The 11,623-nt window shown below is 40.5% G+C and carries 11 protein-coding genes; 7 read left to right on the top strand and 4 right to left on the bottom strand.

From position 1 onward, the window contains the following. Nucleotides 1-97: 97 nt before the first annotated feature. From DYC50_RS10300 to DYC50_RS10285, 4 genes are all read right to left on the bottom strand, one after another. Nucleotides 98-1,612, bottom strand: coding sequence for a DHA2 family efflux MFS transporter permease subunit (locus DYC50_RS10300; RefSeq protein WP_115250091.1), 1,515 nt, complete (start codon nt 1,610-1,612; stop codon nt 98-100). A gap of 1 nt (nt 1,613) precedes the next feature. After that, nucleotides 1,614-2,780 carry an EmrA/EmrK family multidrug efflux transporter periplasmic adaptor subunit gene (locus DYC50_RS10295; protein ID WP_115250090.1) on the bottom strand — a complete coding sequence of 389 codons (1,167 nt, stop codon included), beginning with the start codon at nt 2,778-2,780 and terminating at the stop codon, nt 1,614-1,616. Nucleotides 2,781-2,792: 12 nt separating this feature from the next. Then, a complete protein-coding gene (mprA, locus tag DYC50_RS10290) occupies nt 2,793-3,296 on the bottom strand; it encodes a transcriptional repressor MprA (protein ID WP_115250089.1) in 504 nt (167 codons plus the stop codon). Nucleotides 3,297-3,396: 100 nt separating this feature from the next. After that, nucleotides 3,397-5,964: a penicillin-binding protein 1A gene (locus tag DYC50_RS10285; RefSeq protein WP_115250087.1), complete on the bottom strand. Its 2,568-nt coding sequence runs from the start codon at nt 5,962-5,964 to the stop codon at nt 3,397-3,399. Between the two features lie 156 nt (nt 5,965-6,120). Between DYC50_RS10285 and DYC50_RS10280 the strand changes: the two genes are divergently transcribed. The 7 genes from DYC50_RS10280 (at nt 6,121) to aroB (ending at nt 11,619) form a co-directional block, all read left to right on the top strand. Next, nucleotides 6,121-6,921, top strand: coding sequence for a competence protein ComA (locus DYC50_RS10280; protein WP_115250086.1), 801 nt, complete (start codon nt 6,121-6,123; stop codon nt 6,919-6,921). Continuing rightward, nucleotides 6,918-7,433, top strand: coding sequence for a hypothetical protein (locus DYC50_RS10275; RefSeq protein WP_115250085.1), 516 nt, complete (start codon nt 6,918-6,920; stop codon nt 7,431-7,433). The genes DYC50_RS10280 and DYC50_RS10275 overlap by 4 nt, the downstream gene beginning before the upstream one ends. After that, nucleotides 7,426-7,956 (top strand): hypothetical protein, encoded by a 531-nt coding sequence (locus DYC50_RS10270; RefSeq protein ID WP_147284859.1) that lies wholly within the window; start codon nt 7,426-7,428, stop codon nt 7,954-7,956. Before DYC50_RS10275 ends, DYC50_RS10270 begins: the two co-directional genes overlap by 8 nt. A gap of 10 nt (nt 7,957-7,966) precedes the next feature. After that, nucleotides 7,967-8,365, top strand: a complete 399-nt coding sequence (locus DYC50_RS10265) for a hypothetical protein (protein WP_147284858.1) — start codon at nt 7,967-7,969, stop codon at nt 8,363-8,365. 29 nt (nt 8,366-8,394) lie between these two features. Next, on the top strand, nt 8,395-9,825 hold the full coding sequence (locus DYC50_RS10260) for a type IV pilus secretin PilQ (protein ID WP_115250082.1): 1,431 nt from the start codon (nt 8,395-8,397) through the stop codon (nt 9,823-9,825). A 136-nt stretch (nt 9,826-9,961) separates the two neighbouring features. Further along, entirely contained in the window at nt 9,962-10,510 is a 549-nt protein-coding gene (gene aroK / locus DYC50_RS10255; protein WP_277870321.1) for a shikimate kinase AroK, read from the top strand. Nucleotides 10,511-10,530: 20 nt separating this feature from the next. Continuing rightward, nucleotides 10,531-11,619, top strand: a complete 1,089-nt coding sequence (aroB, locus tag DYC50_RS10250) for a 3-dehydroquinate synthase (RefSeq protein WP_103853755.1) — start codon at nt 10,531-10,533, stop codon at nt 11,617-11,619. The last annotated feature ends 4 nt before the right edge of the window (nt 11,620-11,623 follow it).

The raw sequence follows: 11,623 nt of genomic DNA, 5'->3' as shown, positions 1-11,623 counted from the left end.
CATAACAGTAAATAAAAAAGAGCGGTTGAAAAATCGCTCTTTTTTTGCAGAAAATTTCCCTATTTTTCACCGCACTTTTTCATTAGATTTTGTTCGCTTAATGCTTATTTCCAAAAGGCGGTTTGGCGAACCACACCACAATAAACAGCAACATAAACATTATGGCGGACAACCAAAAAATTTCATTTGCGCCGATGATAAATCCTTGTGCGGTAATACTTTGTGCTAAGGACATTGATGTTTGCGTGTCATTCAAACCAACTTGCGCCATTGTGTCGTAATAGGCTTGCGCATTGGGGTTATAAGGATTAATCGCCTCGGTGAATTGGGTGTGATGCACTGCTTCACGGTTATACCATAAAAAGGTGGTCAGCGATGTGCCGATTGAACCGGCAAGGGTACGCAGAAAATTAAATAAACTTGATGCAGACGCCATTTTTTCTGGCGGTAAACCTGATAGCGTAATGGTGGTGAGCGGCATAAAAAAGCACGCTACGGCAATCCCTTGAATCAGCTGCGGCAGAGCAACATCAGCAAAGGTCATTGCAGGTTCAAAGGTTACAGCGCGCCAATGGAAAGTTAGCGCATACACCATAAAACTGATTGTAACCAAAATACGCATATCAATTTTGTAGCCAAAACGCCCGATGATTGGCGAAAGCAAAATTGGGAATAGGCCAACAGGCGCAGCTGCAAGCCCCGCCCAAGTGGCGGTGTAGCCGTACACTTGTTGTAACAGTAAAGGAATCAGCACCACCGAGCCGAGATAGATTAAAAACGCAAGGCTGGTACACAAACACCCAACACTGAAATTGCGTGATTTGAACAGGGAAATATCCACCACAGGGTTCTCGTCCGTCAATTCCCAAATAATCAAGGCGATTAAGGCGATGGCGGAAACGATAGTTAGTACCACGATTTCAGTGGAGTTAAACCAATCCTGCTCGCGTCCTTGATCGAGCATTAATTGCAAACAGCCCACACCTACCACAAGCAGAATTAAGCCCATCATATCAATAGGTTGTTGAAAAGTTTTGGTTTCTCGCTTACCTAAGATTTTCCAACTGAGAAAAATCACACATAGCCCAATCGGCACATTAATGAAGAAAATCCAGCCCCAGTGCAGGTTATCACTGATCCAACCGCCAAGAATCGGGCCAAAAATTGGTGCAACTACCACAGTCATAGACCAAAACGCCAGTGCCATACTGCGTTTTGCAGGGGGATAATTATTAAGCAATAAACTTTGTGAAAGGGGAATAATCGGCCCTGCTGCTAGCCCTTGGAAGATGCGGCATAAAATCAACATTCCTAAGCTATGGGAAATACCGCAAAGCCAAGAGGCAAGCACAAATAATCCTGTTGCGATGAGAAATAATCGCACTTCACCAAAGCGTTTAGCTAGCCAGCCTGTAATGGGAATAGACACCGCATTTGCTACGCCGAATGAAGTAATCACCCAAGTGCCTTGACTGAACGATGCGCCCAAATCCCCTGCAATGGTGGGAATTGCCACATTGGCAATGGTGGAATCCAGCACTTGCATAAAGGTTGCCAAGGATAGGGCAATGGTCATCACCGCAAGGGCTGCGCCCTGAATCGGTTTTTGCATTTTATTCACCTGCATTGGCTTGAATAATTTGTTCGGCTAATTGATGTACAGGGCTTAAATCGTAATCTAGCACCTTGGTTTCATATAGCACTTGGCTTGGACGAGATTCACGCAGCACCTTGCCTTGTGTATCTGCCACATTCACTTCCACCGTGGCAGAAAGCCCTATGCGCAACGGATATTTTTCCGCTTGTTCAGGATCGAGATCAATGCGTACTGGCACACGTTGCACCACTTTGATCCAGTTCCCTGTGGCGTTTTGTGCAGGTAAAAGAGAGAATGCACTGCCCGTTCCCATTGAAATGCCGCTGATTTTACCGTCAAACTTCACATCATCACCGTATAAATCAAAGACTAATTTCACAGGCTGACCAATACGCATTTTGCCGAGCTGGGTTTCTTTAAAGTTCGCGTCCACCCACATTTGTTGATTGGACACCACTGCCATTAACGGGCTGCCCACCGCAACTTTTTGCCCCACTTGCACATTACGGCGCGCCACATAACCATCAACAGGGCTGACAATTTGGCTGCGTTGTAAGTTCAACCAAGCAAGGGTTAAAGCACTCACCGCATTTTTCACCGCAGGCTGTTCCCGCAACGGCAAATCTTTTAATAAGGCTTGATTGGCAGCTAATTGATTTTGCGTGGCTTGCAGATCTGCTTGCGCCATATTCACCGCTTCTCTGGCGTGCTGTAAGGTTTCTTTATCAATGGAGCCGGTTTTGGCTAATTGCTCACGGCGTTGCAAATCACCTTTGGCTTTATTAAGTGCGGTGCTTTTTGCGTTCAAAATGGATTGTAATTGTTTCACCGTAAAACCTAACTGCTCAATTTGACGCACGCTGCTGGCAAGATTATCTTGCGCCTGCTGGAAATGCAGTTTGAGATCTGTATCATCAAGTTGCAATAACACATCGCCTGCGTGGACAAAATCCATATCGTCCACATTAATTTTGTTCACATTGCCGCTCACTTGTGCCGAAATCATCACTTGGTTGCCAGCTACATAGGCATCTTCCGTTTCTTCATAATTTCGCACAAAGAAAAACCAATACACGCCCGTGATAATTGCGATCAGCAACAAAATCGTAATGAAATAGCCAAGGGCTTTTTTACGTTTGGCTTTTGGCGAAGCTGGTTTTTTGTATTCTGTTTGTTCGGTCATTTTATTTACCCATTAAAGATTTTCTAAATTGCTGAGCAGTTTGAGTAATAATTGCTTTAACTGCTGTTGTTCTTGCTTGTCTAACACGGAAAAAATGTCATCGACTTGTTGCCATTGATTTGGCAATAGTTGCTCCAAAAACTGTACACCTTGCGCCGTGAGTTTTAAGGAAAAAGCACGGCGATCGCCCGCTACTTCCGTGCGTTCTAACCATTCCCGCTTCACCAATTCATCAGCAATGCGTGTGGCATTGGTTTTAGAATAACCAAAAATCTCACTTAATTTGCTCGGCTGCAAAGAATGATTTGGCTGGCAATACAGCACGGCCAACGCCATAAATAGGGTGTCGTTGAGCTGATATTTTTTTAATAACTGATTGCGTCTTTCCACATAATGGCTGCTATTGTGTAGCAACAAACGAGCCAGCAAAATTTGCTCCACAGGCATTGCAGGATTATTTTGCGCAGATTGACGAATTAACTTTTCTTGTTCTGAAAACGAAATCGGCATAGACATAATAATAACTAAGTAGAAAATAAACTGCGTAATAGTAACTTAGGTTACTATTTAAGTCAAAAAAATACCGCACTTTAGTGTAAAAGTGCGGTAGAAATTTTTAGAATAATTCTTGTGGTTCTGAACTTGGTGCGCCACCGTTTAAACGGCGTTGTAATTCAGGCGGAACGTAGTAACCTCTTTCCTGTACAAAAGCACGTTTAGGCTCAGTGCCTTTGATAAAGTACTCTTTGCGTCCACCATTGCTAGAAAGTAAGCCAGAGCCTGTATCAATGCGTTTTTCCACAATATTTTTTGGTAAGGCTAATTGACGTTCTGGGGTGTCTTTTAAGCTTGCTTTCATATAAGCAATCCAAGCTGGCATCGCGGTTTGCGCACCTGCTTCACCGCGGCCAAGAACGCGTTTGTTATCATCAAAACCTACATAAACGGCGGTGGTGATGTTAGCACCAAAACCTGCATACCAAGCCACTTTTGAGTTATTGGTTGTCCCTGTTTTGCCCCCAATATCTTTACGCTTGATTTGATTCGCCATTCGCCAACTTGTGCCTTTCCAGCCTAATCCTGGTTCACCGTAGATCGCGGTATTTAAAGCACTACGAATAAGAAAAGCTAACTCACCACTAATTACGCGCGGTGCATATTGTATCTCATCGTTCGCTTTTTTATCTTGCGCCATAATATCTACGGCATTTTCATCAAGTTTGCTATTTTGTTGATTTAATTCAGGTAAATCATCATCAATGGCATCATTTTCTTGATCTTCGTCTTCCGCATTTGCTTTCACTAAATTGTCAGGTGGTGTTAAATCAATATTTTTAAACCCATCTAATTTTTCAGTTTCCCCATAAATCACAGGAATATCATCACAGGTTACGCACGCAATTTGTGGGTTCGCAACAAACAGTTCTTTACCGGTATTATCAAGGATTTTTTCGATAAGGTAAGGATTTATCAAGAATCCCCCGTTATCAAACACCGCATAAGCACGCGCCATTTCAAGTGGGGTGAATGAAGCCGCCCCTAAAGCAAGGGCTTCGCTAGCAAAATATTGATCACGCTGGAAGCCAAAGCGTTGCAAGAAATCGGCGGTAAAATCAATGCCTGCCATTTGGATTGCACGGATCGCAATCATATTTTTGGATTGTCCTAAGCCCACACGCAAGCGCATTGGGCCGTCATAACGGTTTGGCGAGTTTTTCGGTGTCCATACTTTTTGCCCCGGTTTTTTGATCACGATTGGGGAATCTTGTAGCACACTTGATAAGGTAAGCCCTTTTTCTAATGCGGCAGCGTAGATAAATGGTTTAATCGATGATCCTACTTGCACTAAAGATTGAGTGGCACGATTAAATTTGCTTTGCTCAAAGCTAAATCCGCCGACTAAGGCTTCGATCGCACCATTATCACTATTTAATGAAACCAAGGCAGAGTTCACTTCTGGCACTTGAGAAAGTTGCCATTCACCATTGCCACGCTGACGCAACCAAATTTGTTCGCCTGCTTTTGGTTGTCTTTTGCCTGCCCAGCGCATTGCAGCAGGGGAAAGCACAATGCTGTTGCCATCATCTAATAATACTTTTGCGCCCGCTTTGCTGGTTTCCAATACGGCAGCGGGTACTAAAGGCGCTGAATTAGGCAATTGTTTTAGTGCATCAATAATTTTATCTTCGTCCCAAGCGGTTTCGCCCTTTTTCCATAAAACAGCGGCACCGCGGTAACCGTGGCGCATATCATAGGCGAGCAAATTATCACGCACGGCTTTTTGTGCTTCTGCTTGATCGGCAGAAAGCACGGTAGTATAAACTTTATAACCACTGGTATAGGCGTTTTCTTCACCAAAACGTTTCACCATTTCTTGGCGTACCATTTCGGTAACATAATCTGCTTTAAAATCTAACTGCGTACCGTGATAACGGGCTACGATAGGCTCATTGATGGCTTCATCATATTCCGCTTTGCTGATGTATTGCATTTCTAACATACGCCCTAGCACCACATTACGGCGTGCCGTTGCGCGTTTAAGAGAGTAGAGCGGATTCATTGTGGAAGGCGCTTTTGGCAAGCCTGCGATCACCGCCATTTCTGATAAGGTGAGCTGATCGAGGGATTTACCAAAATAGGTTTTGGCCGCCGCCGCCACACCATAAGCGCGATAGCCAAGATAAATCTTGTTCAAATACAGCTCTAAAATTTCATCTTTGCTTAGGGTGTTTTCAATTTCAATCGCTAAAATGGCTTCTTTCGCTTTACGCACGATATTTTTTTCTGGCGTTAAGAAGAAGTTACGCGCAAGCTGTTGGGTAATGGTACTTGCCCCTTGTGAAGCCCCGCCTTTGGTAATCGCAACATTAATTGCACGCGCAATACCAATAGGATCTAAACCGTGGTGATCGTAAAAACGACTGTCTTCAGTGGCCAGAACAGCTTCGATTAATTTAGGTGGAATTTCATTCAGTTTCATTGGAATACGGCGCTGTTCGCCCACTTCACCAATGAGTTTGCCGTCTGCCGTATAAATTTGCATCGGTTGTTGCAATTCAACGGTTTTCAAAGAATCAACACTTGGCAGCCCGGCTTTAATCTGCGTGTATAAAATAGCTAAAACAACACAGCCTAGAATAATGATGGTTAATAGGCTGCTTAATATTAATTTTGCGATCCGCATCGTAAAAAACTCTCTTGATTAGTGCAATTTGAGAAAAAATCAGAAAACTATCTATGCAAATGCTTAGGTTTCTTAGGTAAACCTTAAGTATAAAGAGTAGCGCTTCAAATCGAAAGCTAAAAATTCAATTATTCGTGGAAAATTAAGGAAATGAGAATGATTAACATAAAGCAAAAATCTTATCAAAAGATTCAAATTGGAATATGGAAATCAGCGCAAGGCTATGATTGTGTTTGTTTTGATGGGCAATATCAAGCGCATTATTTGCAGCTAAAATCTGGACTAGACAGTAACAAAATAAATCAATGGGTAGCCCAGCTGTTTCCTGATAATAACTTGAAATATCTTAGCTTTGTTACAGCAATTGCCCCACAAAATACTTGGTTTAAAACCCTGATTTTACCTTATCCGCTAAAACCGAATGAATGTGAGCAACAATGCCGTTTTTTATTATCCAAAGAATTGCCAATACCATTAACGGAGATTTGGTTTGATTATGCTTCTAGTGTATTAAAACAAGGCTTCAAATTAGATATTTTTGCGATTAAAAAACAGATTGCAAAAGATTATGTGAGTGAATATCAAACTATTTCTATTGATGTATTAGATAGTGCCATTAATAGCATTATTCGCGCATTTGAATATTTGCATCAGAATGAATTAGAAAATGACGCATTATTACTTTATCAAGATGAACAGCAAAGTTTAGCCATTCAGTTGCATTTTCAAGGAATGTCTTTTATGCAAAAAATCGATACAAATTTAACCGCACTTTATCAAGATTTTTGCCAACGTTATCACCTTACACCGAAAAAAGTGTATGTTCTTAGTCAGTCCCAACAGTTTGAAGATTGCCCACCAGATTGGGTGAAGATTAATACAGATATACCAATAATTGCCCTTGGTAATGCCCTATGGAAACAACTTTTTTATAAAAATCAATTTGCTAGTTTATGAGTATTAATTTATTACCTTGGCGCATTGTGCTTTTTCAGCAAAAGAGAAAGCAATTTCTTATTTTCTTAAGTATCGCATTTATTATTTCTTTATTGTTAAGTGTAATGCTTAATCAATGGATTGGCAGTGAAAAACTAATAATAGTTGAACAAAAAGTGCAATTACAAAAGCAAGAAAAAGACTATGCGCAATTAGTACAAAAATTGGTTGCCTTACGCGCCAAATATCAGCCAAAAGAAATAGGGCAGGGAGCTTCTTATTCGCAAGTCATTGGGCTTATGCAATGGTTGTCTAACTTACCATTTGAAGAAGGCGAATTGTCTGAATTATCTCTTTCTTCTCAACACTTACATCTAAAAGGGCGGTCGAAAAATCAGAAAGAATTTGATGATATTAAAAACTTTATTCAACAAGCCGAGATTTTTAGCCAACAAGAACTAGTTAATTTACAACTTAACCATTCTGCCTTTTGGTTTGAATTTGGTTTACAGCTGAGAGAAAAAAATGACTGAGATCCTTAATCAACCTAACGAATTAATCAGGAAAATTGTATTTTTACCTAGACTCCAGCAAATGGCAATTCTAGCCTTTCTGGCGTTATGTGTGCCTTTCTATTTAATGGTAAATGGCTTTGCGCTTTTACAGGAAAAAGAACATATTCAAGATAAAATCTCTTTAAAAGAAAAAGAAATTATGCATCAGCAAAAGATTATTCAACAGTTAGAAAATATGACTAATCAAAAATTAGGCGATGAAATTATTGCTAAGACGGCAAAAGTTAATACCTTTATTTCTCATTCTAATAGCGAACAGTTAGCAATTTTAACCAGTGAATGGATATATTCCAATTCACCTGTAATAGAGATTAAATTAACAACGGATTATGCCATTTTTTCAGGCTTCTTAAAGTATCTTCTATCCCCAGATTTTGAGTTAAATTTATTAAGTATGAAAATTGAAAAAATAGAACAGGGTGAAAATTCTCATTCTATTTCGGCTGAATTATCCTTGCAATTAAACAGAGAAAATAAATAGGAGAAGTACGGTGTTAAAAAGAATAATATTTTTCTTTTATTGTTCAATGGCATTAGTAGGTTATGCCAATGATCCCTTTGACCACAAACAGCGTAAACTAAAAAATACGGAACAAATGCCTACTGTGCAAAAAACGAAAAATAATTGTTATAAAACAGAAACCATATTGGCTAGTCATATTGATTTTGAACAATTAACTTTAATTGGTGTGATAGAAAATCCTCAATATAAACAAGCATTTTTTCTTGATTCAACACAAAAAATTTGGCTGTTTTCTGAACGTGATGTGTTTACTAAAGAGGCGCTAAAATTTGAGATGATTTCCTTAAATAAAGTTAAAATTATTGATGGGAAACATAATGATAGCGGTGATTGCCGAAATGCAAAAATGATTGAATTAACCTTATAAATAATGGCGTTTAATGGTTGGGTGGAGAAATGAAATTAGTATTATCTTGGCGTTATTGGCTAAAGTGCAGTGTATTTTTAAGCTGTTTTTTAGTTACTTCAATGTTCGCATTTAGTGCGGAAAAATTTTCTATTTATCTTAAACAAGCGCCTTTGGTTAGCACTTTGCAACAAATTGCGGATCAACAAAATATCAATTTGGTAATTGATGATGAGCTGGAAGGATCGCTTTCTTTACGCTTGAAAGATGCCGATTGGGAGCAGTTTCTCAATGCGATAACGAAAATTAAGGGAATCCATTTGCACAAAGAAAATGACATCTATTATCTCAGCAAAGCTTCTCCATTGACTATGCCAGAACCCCTTGATAATGCACCAACGGAGTTTGTGGATAACACATCTTATGTCAGCGCACCAGCCTTACCCACATTATCAACAATGACAATAAAATTGCACTATGCTAAAGCATCTGAAGTGATGAAAACGCTCACTTCGGGCAGTGGATCGTTGCTTTCAGCAAATGGCAGTATGAGTTTTGATGATCGCAGTAACCTATTGATTATTAAAGATGAAAAAGCCGTATTAAACCAAATGAAACGCTTGGTTACGGAAATGGATAAGCCCATTGAACAGATCGCCATTGAAGCGCGCATTGTCACCATTAGTGATGAAAGTTTGAAAGAACTTGGCGTGCGTTGGGGGATTTTTACGCCAACAGATGCAAGCCATAAAGTAATGGGTAGTCTGAATGCGAACGGTTTTGCCAATATTACTGATAATCTCAACGTCAATTTCGCTACCACCAATACCCCTGCAGGCTCGGTGGCGTTGCAGATTGCCAAAATCAATGGAAGATTGCTTGATTTAGAATTAACCGCCTTGGAGCGAGAAAATAGCGTAGAAATTATCGCTAGCCCAAGTTTGCTTACCACTAATAAGAAAAGCGCAAGCATCAAGCAAGGTACAGAAATTCCTTACGTGGTAAATAATAATAAAAATGACAGCCAGAGCATTGAGTTTCGCGAAGCGGTGCTGGGGCTAGAAGTAACGCCACATTTATCCAAAAATAACGGCATTTTGTTAGATTTGGTGGTGAGTCAAAATGCTCCTGGTGGGCGCGTGGCTTATGGTGAAAACGAAGTGATTTCTATTGATAAGCAAGAGATTAACACGCAAGTTTTCGCACAAGATGGAGAAACCATTGTGCTAGGTGGCATCTTCCACGATACCATTACCAAAGCCTTAGATAAAGTGCCTGTGCTAGGTGATATTCCTGTGATTAAACGTTTGTTTAGTAAAGAAGTAGAGCGTCATCAAAAACGGGAATTGGTGATTTTCGTCACACCACATTTGATCAAAAAAGGGCAACTGGCCGAAAAACAAAGTGCGGTGAAAAATCCGCCAAAAAATTACCGCACTTCGCCATCTTCTAGCAAGATTTCGCACAAATCTGGTAAATAAATCTGCTTTGACGGTTGAAAAAGGTGGGCATTTATTGAGATAATCCCCATTATTTTTTTGGGTGATCTTTTAGCAACCATATTTGATTTTGTGGTTGTCTTTTTATTTGTCGGAAAGATCAATTATTTTAAATTTTATTAAAGAAGAACAACGAAAAATGGCAGAGAAACGTAATATTTTCTTAGTAGGCCCAATGGGAGCAGGGAAAAGCACTATTGGTCGTCAATTAGCGCAAATGTTAGGAATGGATTTTATTGATACAGATGCGGAAATTGAACAACGTGCTGGCGCTGACATTAGCTGGATTTTTGATGTTGAAGGTGAAGAAGGCTTCCGCAAACGCGAAGAACGTATTATTAATGAATTAACACAAAAACAAGGCATTGTGCTTTCTACAGGCGGCGGTGCGGTGATGTCAAAAGAAAACCGTAATCACCTTTCTGCCCGTGGCATTGTGATCTATTTAGAAACCACGGTGGAAAAACAATTCCAACGTACTCAACGTGATAAAAAACGTCCATTATTGCAAGATGTGGAAGATCCGCGTCAAGTGTTAGAAGATCTATCAAAAATTCGTAATCCACTTTATCAAGAAGTGGCGGATATTACCTTACCTACTGATGATCAAAGTGCCAAAGTAATGGCAAATCAAATTGTTGATTTAATTGAAAATATCAACGGCTAATTAAGCAAAAGGAAAAAATGATGTTGTGCGTAAATGTTGAATTAAAAGAACGCCGTTATCCTATTTATATCGGCGCAGGCTTGCTTTCTGATCCGAGTGTTTATCCCCTAAAATCGGGCGATAAAGTGATGATCGTGAGCAATCCAACTATTGCACAACATTATCTTGCGCAGGTAACGAAAACCTTGACGGAATTGGGTTGTCAGGTTGATCACCTGTTATTGCCTGATGGTGAACAATACAAAAACCTTGAGTCGCTTAATCTAATTTTTACCGCCTTATTAGAAAAAAATCACGGCCGCGATACCACCTTAATTGCTCTAGGTGGCGGTGTGATTGGTGATGTCGTGGGTTATGCCGCTGCCAGTTATCAACGTGGTGTGCGTTTTATCCAAATTCCAACTACCTTACTTGCACAAGTGGATTCTTCTGTGGGGGGTAAAACCGCAGTTAATCACCCTTTAGGTAAAAATATGATCGGGGCGTTTTATCAGCCTTGTACTGTGATTGTCGATACACTCACCTTGAATACCTTGCCAAAACGCGAAGTTAATGCAGGTTTGGCGGAAGTGATTAAATATGGTGCGATTTTAGATTATCCTTTCTTTGAATGGCTAGAACAGCACATTGATGAATTGGTTGCCCTTGAACAAGCGCCGTTGCAGCAATGTATCGCGCGTTGTTGCCAAATTAAAGCGGACGTGGTGGCAAGAGATGAAACAGAAAAAGGTGATCGCGCATTGCTCAATTTAGGCCATACTTTTGGCCACGCCATTGAAACCCATTTAGGCTATGGGCAATGGCTACACGGTGAAGCGGTAGCAGCTGGTTCAATGATGGCGGCTGCGCTTTCTGAAATGTTAGGGGATTTATCGGTGCAAGATGTAGGGCGTTTAGAAAAGCTCTTTGCACGCGCTAATTTGCCAACACTTTCACCAGATACAATGCAACCTGAAGATTATTTACCGCATATGATGCGCGATAAAAAAGTGCTAGCAGGCAAGTTACGCCTTGTGCTGCTAAAATCTCTCGGGCAAGCTTATGTGGCGAGCGATAGCGACAAAGATCTTGTTCTTGCAGCCATTGCACGTTGCACACAAACTGACTGATCTC

Origin of the sequence: Avibacterium avium (assembly GCF_900454535.1) — a bacterium.
Classification (GTDB): Bacteria; Pseudomonadota; Gammaproteobacteria; order Enterobacterales; family Pasteurellaceae; genus Avibacterium; species Avibacterium avium.
The sequence above is the reverse complement of the archived record's forward strand: the minus strand, read 5'-3'. Positions and strand labels throughout refer to the sequence as shown.

Bases quoted from the DNA above. Each gene is read 5' to 3' on its own strand.
- DYC50_RS10300 (WP_115250091.1), bottom strand. From the start codon at position 1,612: ATGCAAAAACCGATTCAGGGCGCAGCCCTTGCGGTGATGACCATTGCC.
- DYC50_RS10295 (WP_115250090.1), bottom strand. From the start codon at position 2,780: ATGACCGAACAAACAGAATACAAAAAACCAGCTTCGCCAAAAGCCAAA.
- mprA (WP_115250089.1), bottom strand. From the start codon at position 3,296: ATGTCTATGCCGATTTCGTTTTCAGAACAAGAAAAGTTAATTCGTCAA.
- DYC50_RS10285 (WP_115250087.1), bottom strand. From the start codon at position 5,964: ATGCGGATCGCAAAATTAATATTAAGCAGCCTATTAACCATCATTATT.
- DYC50_RS10280 (WP_115250086.1), top strand. From the start codon at position 6,121: ATGATTAACATAAAGCAAAAATCTTATCAAAAGATTCAAATTGGAATA.
- DYC50_RS10275 (WP_115250085.1), top strand. From the start codon at position 6,918: ATGAGTATTAATTTATTACCTTGGCGCATTGTGCTTTTTCAGCAAAAG.
- DYC50_RS10270 (WP_147284859.1), top strand. From the start codon at position 7,426: ATGACTGAGATCCTTAATCAACCTAACGAATTAATCAGGAAAATTGTA.
- DYC50_RS10260 (WP_115250082.1), top strand. From the start codon at position 8,395: ATGAAATTAGTATTATCTTGGCGTTATTGGCTAAAGTGCAGTGTATTT.
- aroB (WP_103853755.1), top strand. From the start codon at position 10,531: ATGTTGTGCGTAAATGTTGAATTAAAAGAACGCCGTTATCCTATTTAT.